The organism is Halopseudomonas sp. L-58 (genome assembly GCF_056859475.1).
On record NZ_JBSXON010000062.1, the window covers coordinates 74767 to 94715 of the forward strand.

The 19949-nt window shown below is 61.8% G+C and carries 17 protein-coding genes, 2 tRNA genes and 1 pseudogene; 9 read left to right on the forward strand and 11 right to left on the reverse strand.

Annotation, left to right across the window (positions count from 1 at the left end):
• The first annotated feature begins 1 nt into the window (after window position 1).
• Window positions 2-625: an outer membrane protein assembly factor BamD gene (bamD, locus tag AC13EY_RS10145; RefSeq protein ID WP_233049288.1), complete on the forward strand. Its 624-nt coding sequence runs from the start codon at window positions 2-4 to the stop codon at window positions 623-625.
• A gap of 379 nt (window positions 626-1004) precedes the next feature.
• Here the strand turns inward: bamD and rdgC are convergent, their stop codons facing one another.
• Window positions 1005-1922 carry a recombination-associated protein RdgC gene (gene rdgC, locus AC13EY_RS10150; protein ID WP_285677854.1) on the reverse strand — a complete coding sequence of 306 codons (918 nt, stop codon included), beginning with the start codon at window positions 1920-1922 and terminating at the stop codon, window positions 1005-1007.
• Window positions 1923-2112: 190 nt separating this feature from the next.
• Between rdgC and AC13EY_RS10155 the strand changes: the two genes are divergently transcribed.
• The 3 genes from AC13EY_RS10155 (at window position 2113) to bamJ (ending at window position 3132) form a co-directional block, all read left to right on the forward strand.
• Window positions 2113-2188, forward strand: a tRNA-Val gene (locus AC13EY_RS10155).
• A gap of 15 nt (window positions 2189-2203) precedes the next feature.
• Window positions 2204-2280 (forward strand) — tRNA-Asp (locus AC13EY_RS10160).
• 150 nt (window positions 2281-2430) lie between these two features.
• Complete coding sequence (gene bamJ / locus AC13EY_RS10165) at window positions 2431-3132, forward strand: BamJ family beta-barrel-assembly machinery protein (protein ID WP_088276772.1); 702 nt, start codon at window positions 2431-2433, stop codon at window positions 3130-3132.
• A gap of 268 nt (window positions 3133-3400) precedes the next feature.
• Here bamJ and AC13EY_RS10170 read toward each other — a convergent pair whose 3' ends face one another.
• The 3 genes from AC13EY_RS10170 to AC13EY_RS10180 form a co-directional block, all read right to left on the reverse strand.
• Entirely contained in the window at window positions 3401-4129 is a 729-nt protein-coding gene (locus AC13EY_RS10170) for a substrate-binding periplasmic protein (protein WP_474122029.1), read from the reverse strand.
• A gap of 49 nt (window positions 4130-4178) precedes the next feature.
• Window positions 4179-5969: a bifunctional diguanylate cyclase/phosphodiesterase gene (locus tag AC13EY_RS10175; RefSeq protein ID WP_233049291.1), complete on the reverse strand. Its 1791-nt coding sequence runs from the start codon at window positions 5967-5969 to the stop codon at window positions 4179-4181.
• A 169-nt stretch (window positions 5970-6138) separates the two neighbouring features.
• Window positions 6139-8235, reverse strand: coding sequence for a carboxy terminal-processing peptidase (locus tag AC13EY_RS10180; protein ID WP_474122030.1), 2097 nt, complete (start codon window positions 8233-8235; stop codon window positions 6139-6141).
• A 97-nt stretch (window positions 8236-8332) separates the two neighbouring features.
• On the opposite strand from AC13EY_RS10180, the gene AC13EY_RS10185 reads away from it, so the two are divergent.
• Complete coding sequence (locus AC13EY_RS10185) at window positions 8333-9286, forward strand: NAD(P)H-quinone oxidoreductase (protein WP_285677852.1); 954 nt, start codon at window positions 8333-8335, stop codon at window positions 9284-9286.
• A 102-nt stretch (window positions 9287-9388) separates the two neighbouring features.
• On the opposite strand, the gene AC13EY_RS10190 is transcribed toward AC13EY_RS10185, so the two are convergent.
• The 5 genes from AC13EY_RS10190 to minC form a co-directional block, all read right to left on the reverse strand.
• Window positions 9389-10684: a M18 family aminopeptidase gene (locus tag AC13EY_RS10190; protein WP_482876695.1), complete on the reverse strand. Its 1296-nt coding sequence runs from the start codon at window positions 10682-10684 to the stop codon at window positions 9389-9391.
• Window positions 10685-10719: 35 nt separating this feature from the next.
• Window positions 10720-11355: an RluA family pseudouridine synthase gene (locus AC13EY_RS10195; RefSeq protein WP_233049294.1), complete on the reverse strand. Its 636-nt coding sequence runs from the start codon at window positions 11353-11355 to the stop codon at window positions 10720-10722.
• Between the two features lie 42 nt (window positions 11356-11397).
• The gene (gene minE / locus AC13EY_RS10200; protein WP_088276757.1) at window positions 11398-11655 is read right to left on the reverse strand and encodes a cell division topological specificity factor MinE; all 258 of its coding nucleotides are present in this window, start codon (window positions 11653-11655) and stop codon (window positions 11398-11400) included.
• On the reverse strand, window positions 11655-12464 hold the full coding sequence (minD, locus tag AC13EY_RS10205) for a septum site-determining protein MinD (protein ID WP_088276755.1): 810 nt from the start codon (window positions 12462-12464) through the stop codon (window positions 11655-11657). Before minD ends, minE begins: the two co-directional genes overlap by 1 nt.
• A gap of 143 nt (window positions 12465-12607) precedes the next feature.
• Window positions 12608-13360, reverse strand: coding sequence for a septum site-determining protein MinC (gene minC / locus AC13EY_RS10210; RefSeq protein ID WP_482876698.1), 753 nt, complete (start codon window positions 13358-13360; stop codon window positions 12608-12610).
• 213 nt (window positions 13361-13573) lie between these two features.
• On the opposite strand from minC, the gene AC13EY_RS10215 reads away from it, so the two are divergent.
• Window positions 13574-14533 carry a lipid A biosynthesis lauroyl acyltransferase gene (locus tag AC13EY_RS10215; RefSeq protein ID WP_269687720.1) on the forward strand — a complete coding sequence of 320 codons (960 nt, stop codon included), beginning with the start codon at window positions 13574-13576 and terminating at the stop codon, window positions 14531-14533.
• The gene (locus tag AC13EY_RS10220; RefSeq protein WP_482876700.1) at window positions 14533-15714 is read left to right on the forward strand and encodes a patatin-like phospholipase family protein; all 1182 of its coding nucleotides are present in this window, start codon (window positions 14533-14535) and stop codon (window positions 15712-15714) included. Before AC13EY_RS10215 ends, AC13EY_RS10220 begins: the two co-directional genes overlap by 1 nt.
• Window positions 15715-15742: 28 nt before the next feature.
• Here the strand turns inward: AC13EY_RS10220 and rapA are convergent, their stop codons facing one another.
• Window positions 15743-18577: an RNA polymerase-associated protein RapA gene (gene rapA, locus AC13EY_RS10225; protein WP_482876702.1), complete on the reverse strand. Its 2835-nt coding sequence runs from the start codon at window positions 18575-18577 to the stop codon at window positions 15743-15745.
• 242 nt (window positions 18578-18819) lie between these two features.
• Here rapA and AC13EY_RS10230 point away from each other — a divergent pair, with 242 nt between their 5' ends.
• Both AC13EY_RS10230 and AC13EY_RS10235 read left to right on the forward strand, forming a co-directional pair.
• On the forward strand, window positions 18820-19077 hold the full coding sequence (locus tag AC13EY_RS10230; RefSeq protein ID WP_088276745.1) for a hypothetical protein: 258 nt from the start codon (window positions 18820-18822) through the stop codon (window positions 19075-19077).
• A gap of 48 nt (window positions 19078-19125) precedes the next feature.
• Entirely contained in the window at window positions 19126-19305 is a 180-nt protein-coding gene (locus tag AC13EY_RS10235; RefSeq protein WP_088276834.1) for a hypothetical protein, read from the forward strand.
• Window positions 19306-19448: 143 nt separating this feature from the next.
• Here AC13EY_RS10235 and AC13EY_RS10240 read toward each other — a convergent pair.
• Window positions 19449-19949 (reverse strand): annotated as a pseudogene (locus AC13EY_RS10240) (IS5-like element ISPa8 family transposase); the annotation flags it as partial.

Consider the following 19949-nt stretch of genomic DNA (forward strand, 5'->3'; position numbering starts at 1 on the left):
GATGAAGACAACTCGAATGGGCTGCTGGATTGTTCTGGCACTGAGCCTGACGGGCTGCGCCGGCAATCAGGTGCGCTCACAGGGCCAGGAGGCGGCGCTGGCCGATGTCCGGGCGCGACTGGCGATGGGGCAATGTGATACCGCACTCACGCAGCAGGTGCAGTCTCTTGGGGAACCGGCGGTCCTGCTTGAGGCGGCCTACCAGTGCCTGACCCTTGCCCGGCTCGATGTGGCGCAGGTTCTCGTGGACAGCTACCGGCAGCAAGGCGAGGCCGTCAGCGAGGCTGATTATGCCGCGTACCTGGCAGCGTTGATTCCCTATGCCCGCTTCGAACTCGCGCGCGGTGACAGCCAGCTGCAGCTGCAACTCGGTCGGGAGGCCCATGCCGCACTGACCGGGTTTGTCAGGGCCCATCCCCAGTCGGGATACCGGGCCGAGATGGTGCCTCGGGTACAGGCTGTCCTTGAGGGTATGGCTCGGGCTGAATACGATCTTGCCGTACTGGATCAGGAACGGGGGGATCTGGCTCGCGCCAAGGCTCGGATGCGCTATGTGCAGAGAGGTTATCCGCGCAGCGCAGCAGCGGCCGACGCAACCGCCTGGCTGCTTGACAATCAAGGCTGACATCTCTGTCTGCAGACGATCATTTGCCGCGGTTCGGGGCAGGGCCGATGCGTTGAAATGGCGCATCGGAGCTGGTCTGGAGGCGGGCTCCTGCCCTTTGATTGTGCACAGCCGGCGAGACTCCTGTCATCTCTTTGTCAAAAGCCGCTGTAAGTCACTGAAATCTCATGCCATATCGTAAGCTATTGATTTTAAAGGTAAAAAAATAGGTTAAAAAATAACCATTTTAAGTGGTGGCCCCGTTCCATATACCCTGAGGCGACTTTTCGGCAGGCTGTCCACACTGTTATCCACAGGTTTTGTGGATAGATTGATGTACGCCCCAAGGGCTGGGGGTGTCGCCCCGCACAGGGGGGGGCGACAAAGGGAGGGAGAGGGTTCAGATACCCTGCGGGATGTCCTCGCCACCCAGCGCATTGGTGAGTGCCGGCAGCAGCTCGCTGAGGGTACTGGCCATGATGGTGAAGCTGGCATCCAGCTGACTGGCCATGTCATCGCCGGCGTTGTCGTCCGCTTCCTCGCGCAGCAGGTCTTCGAACTTGACGCGCTTGAGCGTCAGTTTGTCATCAAGCACAAAGCTGAGCTTTTCCTGCCACTGCAGCGCCAGCTGGCTGACCTGCTTGCCAGTACTCAGGTGCAGCTGGATTTCGTCGCTGGCCAGATCCTGACGCTTGCAGCGAACTACGCCGCCGTCCTCAGAGGTGTCGCGCAGTTCACACTCGTCGCCGATCTGCAGTTGTTCCGGCGCCTGGTTGTCTTTCACCCACTGGGTCATGCAGCTGGCAGGTGCGATCTTGACGTTTAGCGGCCGCACCGGCAGTGAACCTGTGCATTCGCGCAGCAGGCTGAGCAGGTCTTCGGCGCGCTTGTGACTGGAGCTGTCTACCGCGATCCAGCCTTCAGCCGGACAGATGCAGGCGAAGGTGGTCTGGGTGCGGGTGAAGGCCCGAGGCAGCAGGGACATCACGATCTCGTCCTTCAGTGTGTCGCGCTCTTTCTTGTACACCTTGCGCGCATCACGATTTTCGATTTCCTCGACCTTCTCTGCCAGCGCCTCCTTGACGACGCTGCCCGGGAGAATGCGTTCTTCCTTGCGCATTGCGATCAGCCAGTAGCCGTTGCTGACTTCTACACGGTTTTCCGAGTGACGTCCCCAGGGCGTGGTCCAGCCGAGGGTGTGGGTTTCCTGACTGGCGCAGGGGCGCGAGGGCTTCTGCTCAAGGGCCTCAATCAGCTGGGATTCGCTGAAGGGGACGGGTTGGCTGAAACGGTAGATAAGCAGATTGCGAAACCACATGGGTGCTGTCCTTCTGTTGCCGTGGGCAGGGCTGCCCGAGAAAACGGCCAATATTGCCCCAGCAGACCGCCGGCAGCCAGTGTTTCCGCGGCCTCCAAATAAGATATTGAAATAACCTGAATTTTTTTTAAAAAAGGTGTTGCCAGAACCGAAAAAGCTCCCTAGAATGCGCACCACTTCGAGAGCAAACGGGTGATTAGCTCAGCTGGGAGAGCATCTGCCTTACAAGCAGAGGGTCGGCGGTTCGATCCCGTCATCACCCACCACTCGAGAAGAATAGCGCAGCGGTAGTTCAGTTGGTTAGAATACCGGCCTGTCACGCCGGGGGTCGCGGGTTCGAGTCCCGTCCGCTGCGCCATTTCCCCCTCCTGCAGTATCTTCCCTCAGGTTTTATCCGGTACGTTCCGTACCTGTTCACATTCCCGTTTCTTCCGGTAGCCGGACGTTTAAAGCCCTGCTAAGCTGGCGCTTCTTTTCGCCCGTAAAGGGCTTGTCTACTGAGGTAAGCATGAAGCGTAATCTGCTGGCAGTCAGCATTGCAGTCGGGGCTCTGGCTCTGGCCGGTTGTAACAAGGATGAACCGGAACTCACTACTCCCATTCAACAAGCGTCTTACGGCATCGGCCTGAACATGGGTCAGAGTCTGCTGCAGGACGGTTTGGGTGATATCGACCCGCAAGCGCTGGCGCTGGGCCTGCAGGATGCCCTGGGCAGTCAGGAGCAGCGTGTTGGCGATGAAGAACTGACTAACGCTTTCAACGAGTTGCAGCAGCGCTCCCAGGAGCGCGCCGAGGCGCTGGCCCAGGAAGCGCTGGATGCCAACAAGAAGTATCTTGAAGAGAATGCCGCCAAAGACGGCGTGACCGAAACCGACTCCGGCCTGCAGTACGAGGTGGTGACATCCGGTGATGCGGACGGTCCGCAGCCGCAGGCTGATGACGTGGTTGTCGTTCACTACGAAGGTCGCCTGCTGGATGGCACCGTGTTCGACAGCTCCGTTCAGCGTGGTGAACCGGCCGAGCTGCCGGTGGCTGGTGTGATTCCGGGTTGGGTTGAAGTGCTGCAGATGATGCACGTTGGTGACAAGTGGACTGTTACCGTGCCGGCCGAGCTGGCCTATGGTCCGCGTAGCCCGAGTCCGGTCATCCCGCCGAACTCCATCCTGGTGTTCGACATGGAACTGATGTCGATCAAGCCGCGCGGCGAGTAAGCGCGCGGTAACACGTTGGAATGCCCGGTGCAAGGCCTCCGGGCGTTCCCGTGTTACCTTTATGCACATTCTTCGGTAACGTCCGCTGTTTACTTTTCGCTTTTTTTCTGATTCCGCTTCTTCTCGCTAACTCGCTGAAAAAACTGCATTTTTTGCTTTGGTTAAAATGTGCGCGGTTTGACTGCAGGCGCATGTAAACGGGCGTTTGAGCGACTTTTCCTGATTTTCTTCACAGACTTATCCACAGAAGCTGTGGGTAACCTCGAGGTTACTGGTAGCGGTCTACCAGGTCGGTGATCTGCCCCTCTTCCAGCAGGCGATGAATGGCGTCAATCAACCGCCGGTGGTTCTCCGGTTGTCTCGGCGTGGCGCAGCGCAGGGCGAAGCGTTCGATTTCCCAGTCGCTGATGCGGATGTCGGCCGGCTTGCCAAGCAGATAGTGCTGCAACGGCCGACGCAGCTCTACGGTCGCGTCGAGACGGTGGCGTTCCAGCATCTTGAGGCGGGTATTGAGATCGCGGACGTCGTGGCGAGTCAGTTGGCCGCTCTCGAACGCGTCCGTGAGCTTGCTGCTGTAGTGGTAGCCCAGTGTGGTACCCACCATAGCCCCTCTGAGGTCATTTATGCTGGAGGGGGGCTGGCTGGTGCTGCGCGTGGCGATGACGTCAGCGTCCTCATACAGCACCTCACTCCAGAGCATCTGCTCGGGGTGAGTGTGCCAGGAGGGTTGGGTATTGCAGATAATGTCGATTTGCCCTCGGTTGAAGGCGTCGTCGATCCGGTTGTTGGGTACCGGGATAAACTGCACTGAGCGGTCAGTAGCATTGGCTACCAGCTGACCAAGGTCTTTGGTCAGGCTGGATTGCAGGCTGGCGCCGTCCATCACCACATACGGAGGCGGATCTGAAGGCGAGAAGCCCCATTTGATGGGGGCGGCAAGGCTGGAAGCCGACCACGGCAGCAACAGCGCCCCCAGATAGATTGGTATCAGCCTCACGATATGACCTGTATCTTGGACTTACCTAAGCATAGATCAACGCCGGTATTCAGCTACACAGATTGAGGTGTCGCTCGCTGCCGTCGAGACCGTCAATCGGTAGATCCTGAATGACCAGGCTGAAGCCCCGCTGCCGTTTTGCCTCGTGCTTTGCCCTGGACGCCAGTTCGGCCAGACGTGCCGGGTCGAACTGGCGAGCGCGGCTTCCAATCAGGGGCAGAATGCCGATCGACAGATTCAGCAGATCATGGCTGCGCCAGCGGCCTTCCCGGTCGGGTGCTGTGAAGCTCCGGCTTTGCAGGTGCTCGGCCCGGTACAGGGTGCGGCATAGCTGCTGGAAGCGGTTATCCAGGCTATGCAGGCGCTCCCGCCAGTCGTCACTTTGCATTACCAGGATGAAGTCGTCGCCGCCGATGTGGCCGACGAAGTCGCAACGCGGATCACAGAGCTCGCGCAGCAGCTGCGCGAGGCCAAGCAGGATTTCGTCACCCTTGCCATAGCCATACAGGTCGTTGAAGGGCTTGAAGTTGTCCAGGTCGATATAGCACAGCTGGGCATCGACTCCGCGCTCCAGCAGGCGTTGCAGGCACTGCTGGATCGGTATATTGCCAGGCAGCAGGGTCAGCGGATTGGCGTGTCTTGCCTGCTGCAGTTTCAGCTCGGTGATCTGACGGAGCACGTCGATCCCGCGTCCCAGTCCCTTGTAAATACCCTGATCGACAATGATGAAGTCATCCTCAAGGCGCTGGCGCGCGCGGCTCGTCAGCAGTCGGCTGACACGTTGCAGGCTCTGACGGATATCGACGATCAGGCAGTCGGGGTCCATCAACTGTCGAATCGGCTTGCGGCTGTGGATTTCCTGGGCAAAGGGCTTGAGCATGATATGGCTCAGGGCATGCCGTTGCACTGCGCCGACGGGGTGACCCTGCTCATTGATGATCGCCAGGGTGTTGAGGGTTGGCTGCTGCTGAAAGCTGTCGAGGACGGTCTGTACTTTGGTGTCGTCCGGTACGCCCGGTATGGGTAGCAGCAGGCTGTGAATCGGTGCGTCATCCACCACGCTGGACGGACTCTGGCCGATGCGCTCGCCTAGCTGGATTTCGTCGACGCGCGGGTGGCTGTCTGGGCGTCCGAGCAGGTAGCCCTGAACCCAGTCGATGCCTATGTCCTCCAGTACTGCCAGCTCTTCGGGCTGCTCGATGCCCTCTGCGATAACGCAGGCACGGGACGCTTTGGCCATATGCAGGATGGAGGCGACAAACTCCCGTTTTACCGGGTCTCGGTGAATGCCATCGATAAAATGACGGTCTATCTTCACAAACTCCGGTTGCAGCTCTGACCACAGGCGCAGGCTGGAATAGCCAGCCCCAAGGTCATCCAGTGCGATTGAGAATCCCATGTCGCGATAGTGGTGCAATGCGCTGCGCAGCAGTGACAGGTCCTCGATAGGTGCCTGCTCCGTCAGCTCAATGACGACCTGGTCAGGCTTGAGTCCATTGCGCTGCAGAATCTCCAGTGTCCGCCCCGGGTAGTGCTGATGCTCAAGCAGACTCTCCGGCGATACATTGAGAAATAGCTTGCCCGGCAGGTTCAGATTGCAGAAGCGGCTGACCGCGCGATCCCGGCAGAGCATCTCCAATTCGGTCAGGATGCCGTGGTGGCGGGCTGCGGCGAACAGGGTGACCGGGGAGTGCAGCGGGCTGTCGGACGGACCGCGGCTGAGCGCCTCAAAACCGACAATACGCTCTTCCAGCGTCGAGACGATCGGCTGAAACAGGCTGGTGACCGCGCCGCGGTTGAGTATGGAGATGAGGGCCTGACGTTGTTCGGACACGGTCATAGAGGTTCCCAGGCAAATGAAAGTGGCCGTACCTGGCCGCCCGGGCTCGCGCTAGAGGCGTGCGCGGGATTCGTCCTGACCGCGCAAGTGTGTCACTGGGGTGTGACAGAAGGATGACAGTATGATTGCCATCCGACGGCATGGGCCATCGGATGGCGGCTGGAGGGAGTCAGTCGACGGTCGCGACCTGATGCTCGAGTTGCAGCAGGTCGAGCAGGATGTGACTGGTCTCGACCAGGAAGGCATCGTCCTGTGCCTGGTTTTCCTCTTCCTCGCTGTGGTCGGGCTCCAGCAGCGGGTCGCGGTTCTCCAGCGTACTTAGCGGCTCTTCGCCCCGCGCAGTCAGTCGCTGGTTTTCCAGTGCGAGCAGGCGGGCCTCATAGTCGTCCTGGCGCTGCTTGCGCTTGGCTTCATTCAGCGGCACGGTCTGTTGTGCGCGAATCTCGGCATCCAGGTTGATGCGGGCCAGGGTGTAGATGAAGTCCGGGTCCTTCGCTGCACGCGCCTCGTGCTGTTTCTGCAGTTGCGAGATAAACGGCTGCAACTGGCTGCTGGCGCGGAAGCGCGCCGGCGCAATGGTATCCCATGGCATCGCGTGGGGCAGGGCGCTTTCGCCAATTTCCTTGCTGTCGAGCAGCGACGGGTAGCTGATGTCCGGTACCACACCCCGGTGCTGGGTGCTCTGACCGGACACCCGGTAGAACTTGGCCAGGGTCAGCTTTAGTTCACCGTGGTTGAGCGGCTGGATTGATTGCACGGTGCCCTTGCCGAAGGTGGACTCGCCGATGACCAGTGCGCGGCCGTAGTCCTGCATCGCGCCGGCGAAAATTTCCGAGGCCGAGGCAGACAGGCGGTTGACCAGCACCGCCAGCGGGCCGTTGTAGGCGATACCGGCTTCCGGGTCGTCCAGTTGCTGAACCTGACCCTGGCTGTCGCGCACCTGCACGGTGGGGCCTTGGTCAATGAACAGGCCGGTCAGCTCGGTTGCCTCCTGCAGTGAGCCGCCACCGTTATCACGCAGATCCAGCACGACGCCGTCCACATTCTGGGTGCTCAGTTCGCCAAGCAGGCGGCGCACGTCACGGGTGGTGCTGCGGTAGTCGGGGTCACCCTGGCGGTAGGCCTTGAAGTCGATGTAAAAACCGGGCACCTCGATCACGCCGATGCGGTAATCGTGGCCTTGCTGGTTGATCGTGATGATTGACGATTTGGCAGCCTGATCCTCCAGCTTGACCGCTTCGCGGGTCAGCTGGATTACCTTGCTGGTCAGATCGCCCGGCGGGTTGCTGGCCGGGATGACTTCCAGGCGCACGGGCGAGCCTTTGGGGCCGCGGATCAGCTTGACGACTTCGTCCAGGCGCCAGCCAACCACATCGACCATGTCGTCGTTACCCTGGGCTACGCCGATGATCTTGTCGCTGGTTGCCAGCTGTTGGCTGCGCTGTGCAGGCCCCGCCGGTACCAGACGCACGATCCTGGTGTATTCGTTGTCGCTTTGCAGTACCGCACCGATACCCTCGAGCGACAGGCTCATGTTGATGTCGAAGTTCTCGGCGCTCTCCGGCGAGAGATACTGGGTATGCGGATCGTAGACCTGGGCCATGGCATTTATATAGCTCTGGAACAGATCCTCGGAGCGGGTCTGGTTGATCCGGATCTGCTGGCCACGGTAACGCTTGCCCAGCAGCTCCCTGATTCCGGCCATGTCCTTGCCAGCCAGCTTCAGGCGCAGTACCTCGTCCTTGGCCTGTGCGCGCCAGAGTTGTTCAAGACCCTGTTCGTCAGCGACCCAGGGCGCGTCTTCGCGATCAACCAGAATCTCCTGGTCGCTGCTGAAGTCAAGCGTGTCCAGCTTGTTGTCGATCAGGTCCAGGGTGAAGGCCAGACGCTGCTGGACGCGCTGCAGCTGGCGTTTGTGCATGGCGAAGCCAACGCTCAGATCGCCAGCCTTCAGCAGGTCGTCGAAGCGCAGACGATTGCCGGCGAAGGCATCGATATCCTGCTGGGTAAACAGGCTGCGCTGGGGGTCGAGCTGCTTGATATAGGTGTCATAGATCTGGGCGGACAGATCGTCGTCCAGGCGAATGCGGTTGTAGTGGTGGCGGCGCAGTAATTCGACGGTATTCAGGCTGGCAATGACCTGATCCCGGGTCGGCTGCAGTGAATCGAGGTCGAGGGCTTGATTCTGCTCGGCCGAGAGCACACTGCCGCTGAAGCTCAGCAGGGCAATGAGACAGGACTGGCGCAGGAGAGGGAAACCTTTCATCTGGGGTATCGTGTCCGGAGAGAGTATGCTTTTGGAGTTCCGACGGGAGCGCAGAGTTCCCGCGTATGGCCACTATTGAATGAACTATGGAGGTAGCGTGAGAGGATTGCAAGCTGAGGGCGGAGAGCTGTCCTGGCAGGTCCAGCCTGCTGCAGAGCTGAAACCTGGCGAAGTTCGCGTTCGTGTGATGGCCGCCGGTTTGAACCGCGCCGACCTGCTGCAGAAAGCGGGTATGTATCCACCGCCACCCGGGGTAACCAGTGTGCTGGGCCTGGAGTGTGCCGGCGAGGTGATCGAGGTAACCGAAGGGGCGCGCTGGAAGATCGGTGATCGCGTGTGTGCGTTGCTGGCCGGCGGCGGTATGGCTGAAGAAGTGGTGGTTGACCAGCGCCATCTGCTGGCGGTGCCGGACAACCTGAACTGGGCCGAGGCGGCAGCCATTCCGGAGGTGTTCAGCACCGCCTGGTTGAATGTGTTTGTGTTGGGCAATGCGCGCCCGGGCGAGAAGGTGCTGATTCACGCCGGTGCCAGTGGCGTGGGCACTGCGGCAATTCAGCTGTGCAAGGCGCAGGGCAACCCCTGCTGGGTCAGTGTCGGCAGTCAGGACAAGCTGGATGCCTGTGTTGAACTGGGTGCCGAGGGTGGCGTGCTGCGTCAGGGCGGGATTGCTGCGCTGAAGGATTTTGGTCCGTTCAATGTCGCGCTCGATCCGGTCGGCGCTACCTACGCTGCTGATCACCTGGATCTCTTGGCGCTGGATGCGCGCTGGGTACTGATTGGTCTGATGGGCGGCCGCGACGCGACGCTGGATCTGGCCAAGGTGCTGGCCAAGCGCATCAGTCTGATCGGCTCAACCCTGCGCACCCGTGATGCCGAGTTCAAGGCCACCCTGCTGGCCGACATGGAGCAGCGCCTGATGCCCCAGTTCGCATCCGGTGAGCTCAAGCCGATGGTGGCAAAAACCTTCGGGTTTGCCGATGCGGCTGCTGCGTTTGAAGAGCTCGCGCGTGATCAGGTGGTCGGCAAGGTGATTCTGGTGCGCGAAGACTGATTGTCCGCGCTCCGAGCCACAACAAGCCCCAGGCGTTGCTGACGCTTGGGGCTTTTTTGTGGTGTTGTGCGGGAGTCTGCCAGCGCTTGTTGTGATGGGGGCTCAGATCAGCTGTGCGCTGTTGCAGAACGCGGTCAGTACGGTAATCAGATAGCCCGGGTCGCGGCTGCCGGCCAGTTCCCGGATCGAGTGCATGGCAAAGGTCGGTGCGCCGATGTCGACGGTGCGCACGCCCAGACGGCTCGCGGTGATTGGGCCGATGGTGCTGCCGCAGCCCATGTCACTGCGCACGACGAAGGCCTGGACCGGGACGTCTGTACTGGCGCAAAGGTGGCGGAAGAACGCAGCGGTTTCGCTGTTGGTGGCGTAGCGCTGGTTGCTGTTGATCTTGATGACCGGGCCGGCGTTGAGTTTGGGGCCATGGTTTTCGTCATGCTTCATGGCGAAGTTCGGGTGCACGGCGTGGGCGTTGTCGGCCGAGACCAGCAGCGAGCGCTGGATCAGCTGAATCCGTTCTGCGTCGTCCGGCACCAGGCGGCGCAGCACGTCCTCAAGGAAGGGGCCGTCGGCGCCGCAGCAGGAGGATGAGCCGACTTCCTCGTGGTCGGTGCAGACCAGCAGGCACGGTTGCTCGCCATCGCTGTTCAGCAATGCCTGCAGGCCGGCGTGACAGGACAGCAGGTTGTCCAGACGGGCGGCGCTGAAAAAATCACCCTCAAGGCCAATCTGTGCCGGCGGCTGGGTGTCGTAGAAGCTCAGCTCGTAGTCCAGCACGGCAATGTCGGTGCAATCCGGGTGCTGTTGTTGCAGTTGGGCCGCCAGCAGGGCGCGCAGGTCACGGCCGGCCTCCAGGCTGTGTGCCAGCAATGGCGGCATGTCGGTTTGCGGGTTGATCGCCTGACCGTCGTTGACGCCACGATTGAGGTGAATCGCCAGGTTGGGAATGACCGCGATTGGTCGTTGAAAATCGATCAGCCGACTTTCCAGCGCACCATCGGCGCGGCGGAAGGTAACTCGCCCGGCCAGCGACAGGTCGCGGTCGAACCAGGGCGCAAGCAGGGCGCCGCCGTAAATCTCCACGCCCAGTTGCCAGAGGCCTTGCTGATCTTTTTCCGGCTGCGGCTTGACCCGCAGGCAGGGGCTGTCGGTGTGTGCGCCGATCAGCCGCAGACCGCGACTTGCCAACGCGCCCTCGGCACCCAGCTGGAAGGCAATGATCGAGGAGTCGTTGCGGCTGACCAGATAGCGCCCACCCGCTTTCAACTGCCAGTCTTCACGCTCGTTCAGTGCTTCAAATCCGGCTGCGATCAGGCGTTCGCGCAGGGTGGCGGTGGCGTGGAAGGGGGTGGGTGAACTGGCGATGAAATCGGCCAGATCCTGAAGCTGTTGGTCCTGCATGACGGTCTCCTGCAAGGTTGAATTCAGGCCCGTGTTCAGAACGGGCAGGGGCTCTCGAATGCCATGCGCTCGCCGGTTTCCGGGTGGCTGATGGTCAGTCTCGCGGCGTGCAGTGCCAGACGCGGGCAGGCTTCGAGTGCGGCTCCCTCGGCGTACAGGCGGTCACCCAATAGCGGATGCCCGATGGCCAGCATGTGCACGCGCAGCTGGTGCGAGCGGCCGGTAATGGGCGTCAGCTCCACCCGGCAGTAGTCCTGATGGCGCTCAAGCACCCGCCAGAACGTCTGTGCGTGCTTGCCCAGTTCGTGGTCAACGATGTGCCTTGGTTTATTGGGTGGATCATAGCGCAGCGGCAGATCGATATGTCCCGCGTCGCCTTCGGGCTGGCCCCAGCACAGGGCGATATAGGCCTTCTCGGTCTCGCGGTCATGGAACTGGCGAGACAGTTCGCGATGGGCGTCGGGGTTGCGGGCGATGACCAGCAGGCCGGAGGTTTCCCAGTCCAGTCGATGAACGATGCGGGCTTCGGGGTAGCCGTTTTCCTGCAGGCGGGTGATCAGGCAGTCCTTGTTGTCCTCGGCGCGGCCGGGGACAGACAGTAATAGGGTCGGCTTGTCGACGATCAGGAAGGTCGGATCCTGATGAATGATGCCGATATGGGTCAGGGGCATGGGAAATCCGCGGTGCCGCCCGGACGGGCGGCACCGACTTGCTCAGGGGCGTTCGGGCAGGGTGATGTTGAGTTCAAGAATCGAGCAATCATCCTGATTGTCCAGCGCGACGTGTACCTGTTCGCGATCGATAGGAACGTATTTGCTGATGACATCGATGATTTCTTGCTGCAGCTGCGGCAGGTAGTCCGGCTGATTACGCTGGCCACGCTCGTGGGCGACGATGATCTGCAGGCGCTCCTTGGCAATCGACGCGGGCGTCGACTTCTTGCGATCGCGGAAATAATCGAAAATGCTCATTAACGCCCTCCGAACAGGCGCTGCAGCAGGCCCTTCTTCTGTGCTTCCAGGAACCGGTGCGGAATATCCTTGCCCAGCAGGCGCTCGACGGCGTCACTGTAGGCCTGACCGGCATCGCTTTTCTCGTCCATGATCACCGGAATACCCTGGTTCGAGGCCTTGAGAACGGCCTGTGACTCGGGGATAACGCCCAGCAGCGGGATGGAGAGAATGTCTTCCACGTCTGACACTGACAGCATTTCGCCGTTTTCAACACGCTCGGGGTTGTAGCGGGTCAGCAGCAGGTTTTCCTTGATCTTCTCGCCGTTTTCGGCGCGGCGGGATTTGCTCGAGAGCAGACCCAGCATGCGGTCGGAGTCGCGCACGGAGGAGACTTCCGGGTTGGTGACCACAACGGCCTCGTCGGCGAAATACATGGCCAGGTGAGCACCTTTCTCGATGCCGGCCGGGGAGTCGCAGACGATGTAGTCGAAGGTTTCCTTCAGCTCGTTCAGAACACGCTCCACGCCTTCGACGGTCAGGGCGTCCTTGTCGCGGGTCTGGGACGCCGGCAGGATGAACAGGTTGTCGGAGCGCTTGTCCTTGATCAGGGTCTGATTCAGATTGGAATCGCCATTGATCAGGTTGACGAAGTCGTAGACCACGCGGCGTTCGCAGCCCATGATCAGATCCAGATTACGCAGGCCCACGTCGAAGTCGACGATGACGGTCTTGAAACCGCGCAGTGCCAGTCCGGTACCGATGGCGGCACTGGTGGTCGTTTTGCCCACCCCGCCTTTGCCTGATGTGACAACGATGACTTTTGCCAAAATGACCTTCCTGTCGAAATTGTCTGGATAGTGGAGCGCACCGGACTCAATTGGTTCCCGGTGCGGTGATAAGGAATATGGCTACGGCGGAACTCGGTCACAGACCAGAGAAAGAGGGCCCCCGAATGGCTCGACAGTATCGGTTAAAGCCCGCTGATCTTCAAGCTGTCACCCGCCAGGCTGATCTGCACGGCCTGCTTCCATTGTTTCTTGCGCAGATCTTCGGCCACCTTGTACTGCCCGGCAATGGAAACCAGCTCGGCTTCCAGGCTCTGACAGAAGATACGGGCCTCCTGGTTGCCCTGCACACCGGCAAGGGCGCGCCCGCGTAGCGGCCCGTAGACGTGGATATGGCCGTCGGCGAGCAGCTCGGCACCGGCGCTGACCGGGGCCATGACGATCAGGTCGCCGCCGCGGGCATACACCTGCTGGCCGCCGCGGACCGGCTCGGTGATGATTTTGCCTGCGATGGCGGCCGGTGGCGGCGGGATTTCGACGGCCGGTGCCGGTGCCGGTTTGGGGGGCGGGTCAGGCAGATCCAGGCTGCGCTCGCGCTGACGGCCGGGGGGCAGCAGCACCATATTGGCGCCCTGAGCCAGCTCGCGGAACGCCTCGCCGCCGCGCAGGGCAACCGGCTGCAGGCCGTGGTCACGGCAGAGGTTCAACAGGTGGCGCAGGGTAAGGTCGGTCAGCGGCTCGTTCAGTTTGTCGAGGGCAATCACCACCGGGGTGTCGACGAAGAAATTGGGCGCCTGCTCGACCTTTTCAGCCAGCTGCCGGGCGAACTGGTCCGGTGCCAGGCGAATCAGCTCGACCAGCGTCATCGTCAGCATGCCGCCCTTGAGGTGGAATACCGGGTCGTTGTCGAGCAGGTCGAGGGTAGTATCAGCAGTCATGATCAATCCAGTTTGCAAATTGGGGCGCGCCCCGGCGCTCGGAGCGGCCGCGGGCGTACCCGCTGTTCTGCGCTTCCTTATATAGATACAGCCGGTTGATCGCAAGCCGGCTTCGGTCTGACTGGCGGGGCTTTGGCGTCGTTCGGGTATCGCGGCTGGCGATCAGGCGGCTTCAGGTCATAGAATGTGGGTTTTCGTTGAATGGATCCGTTGATGGAAAGGCCGGGCTTTTCTGCAGCATTGCTGCATCCGCGTTACTGGTTACTCTGGCTTGGGCTGGGACTGCTGTGGCTGGTGATCCAGTTGCCGTACCGCTGGCTCCTGGCTCTGGGGCGGGTTGTAGGGTGGGGCATGTTCCATCTCATGGGCGAGCGTCGTGAGGTCGCCCGTACCAACCTGGCGCTGTGCTTTCCCGAGATGTCGGAGATTGCGCGTGAGCGCCTGTTGCGCGAGAACTTTGCCTCCAACGGCATCGCCCTGTTTGAAATGGCCATGGCCTGGTGGTGGCCGCGCAAGCGGCTGGCTGGCCTGGCGCATATCGAGGGTCTTGAGCATTTGACCAATGCTGCAGCCCAGGGCAAGGGTGTGGTCCTGATGTCGCTGCACTTCACCACTCTGGAGATTGGTGCTGCCCTGCTGGGGCAGGCGGTAACCATCGATGGCATGTACCGTGAGCATCGCAACGCGGCCTTTGATTTTGTGCAGCGCCGGGGCCGCGAGCGGCACAATCTTGATGCCAAGGCGGTGGAGCGCGAGGACGTGCGCAGCATGATGCGTTCGCTGCGCACCGGCCGGGCAATCTGGTATGCGCCGGACCAGGACTACGGCCGTAAGGCCAGTGTCTTTGTGCCGTTATTCGGGGTTGAAGCGGCGACCGTTACCGCGACCAGTACCTTTGCCCGCTTGGGCAAGGCACTGGTGGTGCCCTTTACCCAGACCCGGCTGCCAAACGGACAGGGCTACCGGCTGAGCGTGCATCCGCCGCTGACTGACTTTCCCGGCGAAAGCGAGACCGCGGACGCACTGCGCATCAATCAGTGGGTTGAGCAGGCTGTGCGTGAGCAGCCTGAGCAATACATGTGGGTGCATCGCCGCTTCAAGACGCGGCCTGAAGGGCAAAGCCGGCCGTATGCCAAGCGGCGTCGGCGCAAGCGCCGGGCACGGCGCAGCTGATGAATCCGCGCATCGGCAGTGATTGCGCCGGGCTGATCCTGTCTGGAGGCGGTGCCCGTGCGGCCTATCAGGTCGGCGTACTGTCGGTCATCGCCGAGCTGTTGCCGGAGGGCGCGGCGAACCCCTTTCCGGTCATCTGCGGCACGTCTGCGGGCGCCATCAATGCGCTGGCGCTGGCGACCCATGCGCAGCATTTTGCTGAGGGGGTGAGTCGGCTGGATGCGGTGTGGTCCGGTTTTCACTGTGATCAGGTGTACCGCACCGACTGGCCGGGGGTGACTGCTCAGGCCTGGCGCTGGACCAAGGCCAACCTGCTTGGTTTTCCGAGCAAGCAACCAACCGCCTTGTTGGACAATGCTCCGCTGCGCGCTCTGCTGCAGCGCACCCTGCACTTTGGCCGGATTGATGAGGCGCTGCAGGCCGGCCTGCTGCAGGCGGTATCGGTCAGTGCATTTGGCTATCAGTCGGCCGAGTCGGTCAATTTCTATCAGGGCCGCGAGCGGATCGCGCCCTGGTCGCGGCACCGTCGGGTAGGTGTGCAGACGCGGCTGGGGCTGGAGCACCTGATGGCGTCGTCGGCCATTCCGCTGGTATTTCCCCCGGTTCTGCTCAACCGCGAGTGGTTCGGCGATGGGGCTGTGCGCCAGCAGGCGCCCATCAGCCCGGCGCTGCATCTGGGTGCCAACAAGGTTTTGGTGATCGGTGTGTCGGACAATCTGGCCGACCCTCCAGGCGGGCGACGCGGGCCGCGCCTGCGGGCTGCTGCGCCGCCAACGCTGGCGCAGATCGGCGGGCATCTGCTGAACAGTACCTTTGTCGATAATCTTGAAGCGGATGTCGAGCTGCTGGACCGGATGAATCGGCTTGCCGGTTACCTGCCAAGCGCTGCACGGCAGTCGGGCAGGGGGGTACGTCAGGTTGAGGTACAGATCATTTCGCCGAGCGAACCGCTGGATGTGATCGCGGCCAGGCATCGCAAGCTGCTGCCTCGCTCCCTGCGGGCCTTCCTGCGCGGCAGCGGTGCAACCCGGGCATCAGGCGGCAGCGTGGTCAGTTATCTGCTGTTTGAAGCGGATTACACCCGCGAGCTGATAGAGCTGGGCCGGCGTGATGCGACGGCCCAGCGCGATGCCCTGCAGCGCTTTTTGGGGCTGCTCTGTCTGGTGCCGACCGCCTCCTGAGCGGCTTCGGCGCCAGCCGGATCCGCCCTTAGCCAGCCACCAGAACGCGAATCGCATCGAGCCGCAGTTTGGCCTGTTGCAGCAGGTGGTCACCCTCACGCAGGCGTTGCTCCAGCGCCCCGATTTCTTCATCGCGGACCAGCGGGTTGACCTGTTGCAGGGCCTTCAGGCGCTCAATCTCTTCGCGCAGCTCGTTGCCCAGCTGCTGTCGTGCGGCTTCAACCAGCTGCTGATGCTGCGCGGCCGCTGCCTGCTCCCCTTGGCCCAGCAGCTTCTCGATAGGCTCGCGCTGGGTTTTGGCGATCTTCACAGCCAACTGCCGCGGCACCGATTCGACCTGCGAATCCAGCGTGTCAAAGCTGACCTTGGCTGCCAGGTTGTTACCGTTGATATCCAGCAGGCAGCGGATCGGCGTGGGCGGCAGTACACGCTGCAGCTGCAGCGCGCGCGGGGCTACCGCCTCGCAGACGTAGATACACTCCAGCAGCATGGTGCCGGGTTTGAGGGCCTTGTTCTTCAGCAAGCCGACGGCACTGTTGCCCATGCTGCCGGACAGCACCAGATCCATGCCGCCCTGCAGCATCGGGTGTTCCCAGGTGAGGAACTGCATGTCTTCGCGTGACAGGGCCGTGTCGCGATCATAGGTGATGGTCACGCCTTCGTCGTTACCCAGCGGGAAGCCGGCATCGAGCATGCGTTCGCCCGGGCGCAGGATCAGTGCGTTGTCGGAATGATCCTCGCTGTCGACGCCGAATACATCGAACAGGCGTTCCATATAAATAGGCAGCTGGAAGTCACTGTCCTGACGGGCGATGGTCTCCAGCATCTGTTCGGAGTCCTTGTGACCGCGCGAATGCAGTTCCAGCAGCCGGTCACGGCCGTTGTGCATCTCCTCTTCCAGCGCCAGACGCTGCGTGCGGGCACGTTCGATCAGGCTTTCCCAGCCGTCCTGGTGCGGATGGTCCAGGTGCTGCAGCAGCTCGCTGCCAAACTGGTGCTGCAGGGCATTGCCGGTCGGGCAGGTGGCGCGGAAGGCGTTCAGCGCGCTGTCGTACCACTCGACCAGATGCGCCTGGGCGGTCCCTTCAAGATAGGGCACATGCAGCTGGATGGTGTGCTGCTGGCCGATACGGTCGAGACGGCCGATGCGCTGCTCGAGCAGGTCCGGATGGCTTGGCAGATCAAACATGACCAGGTGGTGGGCAAACTGGAAGTTGCGGCCCTCGCTGCCGATTTCCGAGCAGATCAGCACCTGTGCGCCAAACTCCTCGTCGGCGAAGAAGGCCGCCGCACGATCGCGCTCGATGATGCTCATGCCTTCATGGAAAACGGAGGCCGGAATCCCGCTGCGCACACGCAGGGCGTCCTCCAGATCGAGTGCTGTTTCAGCGTGGGCACAGATGACCAGAATCTTGGTGCGCTTGAGCAGCTTGAGGGTGTCGATCAGCCATTCGACCCGCGGGTCGGCCTGCCACCAGGGCGTTTCACCACCTTCGGTCTGCAGCGCCTGCTCCGGATACAGGGCGGCCTGGCCCTCGAGATCCTGATATTGCTCGGGGCAGGGCAACGGGTAGGCGTGCAGCTGACGCTCCGGGAAACCGGAGATCGCAGCGCGGGTATTGCGATACAGCACGCGCCCGGTGCCGTGACGGTCCAGCAGCTGGCGGATCAGGCTCTCGCGGGCGGCGGTGGCATCAGGGCCGCCCTTGCTCACGCTATCCAGCAGGCCGGTGGCGCTGTCGCCCAGCCAGCCGGAGATGGCGGCGTTGTCTTCGGCGCTCAGCTGGTCTTCCTCAAGCAGGTGCTGTACCGCCTCGGCAACGGGCTGGTAGCGCTCGGTTTCCCTGATGAACTCTTCCAGGCTGTGGAAGCGGTCCGGGTCAAGCAGACGCAGACGGGCAAAGTGACTGGCCTGGCCCAGTTGTTCCGGGGTCGCTGTCAGCAACAGTACCGCCGGTGTGCGCCGGGCAAGGCCTTCAATCAGTGTGTACTCTTCGCTTGGCTGCTCTTCGTGCCAGACCAGGTGATGCGCTTCATCGACAATGAGCATGTCCCAGTCGGACTGGTCCAGGTAGTCCCGTGCCTTGTCGTTTTCCAGCAGGAACTCCAGCGCGACCAATGCCAGCTGGGCCTCCTCGAAGGGGTTGTTTTCGGCACCGTTGCAGCGGTCGGCATTGAACAGTGCGAACTCCAGATTGAAGCGACGGCGCATCTCGACCAGCCATTGATGCTGCAGGTTCTCCGGTACGACGATCAGCACGCGACGGATGCGGCCGGTCTGCAGCTGGCGATGCAGGACCAGGCCGGCTTCGATGGTTTTGCCCAGCCCCACTTCGTCAGCCAGCAGCACGCGTGGCGCCATGCGGTCGGCAACGTCGCGGGCGATATGCAGCTGATGGCCGATCGGTTGGGTGCGTACTCCGGCCAGGCCAAGCAGCGGCGAGCGCTGGATGCGGCAGAAATGGCGCAGGCTTTCAAAGCGCAGGCTGAACCAGGGCAGGGGGTCGATCTGGCTGGCGAACAGACGATCGCTGGCCAGCCGGAACTGAATGAAATTGTCCAGCATGGTTTCGGCAAAGGCGGCCGGGGTGCCGTCGTCCCGCAGGCCGGCGTAGGCCAGCAGACCATCCTCTTCGACCACGTCGCTGACGATCATGCTCCAGCCTTCGTGGTGGGTAATGCTGTCGCCCGGACTGAAACGCACGCGGGTAAGCGGCGCGTTACGCAGCGCGTAGTGGCGGGTTTCGCCGCTGGCGGGGAAGAGCATGACTACCAGGCGGGCGTCCTGCGACAGTACCGTACCGAGACCCAGTTCCGATTCGCTGTCGCTGACCCAGCGTTGTCCGGGGGTAAAACCTGTCATGCCGCTCTCCTGGTGGTGCAAAAAAGGGCGCATATATTACCCGATCGCCCGGGTACCCGAAACCGCGGTGTTGCGCCGATCCGGTCGGTCTGAACATCTTGCATTGATTAAAAATTGCTCAGTTTTGTGCGCAATGACACAGTACAGGGGTAAACCTATTGGTCTGACAGTCGATAACCATTGTAAACGTGGTGTGTGTTGACGCTGGAAATCCGGCGTCCGGGCGATGAGGTTCAACAATCATGCTGATTCCGGGTTTGCCGCCTGCAGGAGCGCAAAATGATGCGTTCAGGGCCAAAACAGAGGTCAAGCCGTCCGCGGCCACCGAGCCCGTGCACGACGCCACAACTGAGCAGGTTGAGCGTCGCCGTCAGGACAAGGGGCGCTGGCCGGACCGCCGTCGTCGTCGCCGTCGCGTGCATACCCTGCAGGAGCAGCCGCCGGAGGAACGCGAGCTGGATCTGCCAAAGAAGGGGTTGCTGGTTGACATCGAAGTCTGAGGCGATGCTAGTCTGATGGCTCTAAACATCGTCCGTGAAGGTCAAGCGATGACAGATAAACATGACACCCCTGCTGTAATCGACTTTGCCGAGGCGCGTCGTCAACGCATTCACGATATCCACGATGCTCGCCTGGAGGCTATGCGTGATGCGTTCTCCCGGGCGCTGCCGTTGCCGTCTGGCAAGGCCGGTGGCAAGAAGCGCAAGAAAGGAAAGAAGTCGCGTTAGCAGCCTGTTGAAATTCGCCGCGATGATTACGTCCACTGCTTCTGGCAGCAGCGGTCGCGCTCGTTTACTTCCCGTTTAGGGTGCCAATCGATGGAAATAGCCCGATTTGGCGTGCTCCAGGCGCACCTTCCCCGTCAACGCGCTCATGCCATTGAGCCTGTAGCCAGCAGCTTCGGCAGGCGCACCAGGTTGCTTGCCGCCATGGCCAGCTGGAACAGCGCGTCGACACGCTCAAGTCCGCGTTGCTTCACCTGGCGCAGGCCTGCCGCCGCCTTGAGCCAGCCGAAGTGGGTTTCGATCCAGGCGCGAATCTTCAGGCTCAGTCCATAGCCAGCATGGCGCGTGGTACGGCCGTCGATGGCGCTGCGCCGACCATTGGTGTTCTGCGCCACATGCGGTGTCACGCCGAGGGCACGACAGGCGGCCACGAAGTCTGCCGTGTCGTAGGCCTTGTCCGCAGCCAAGGTGCGGCGACGGCGACCACCCAGCTTGCTCAGCATCGTCAGCGCGGCTTCGCGTTCGCCACGGCCACCGGCCAGAGTCACATGAGCACTGCGCACCAGGCCACTGCGGTGTTCCATCAGCACATGCCCCATGTAACTCAGCTGCGCGCCGGTGTTGTGGCTCTTTCGGTACAGCCGGGC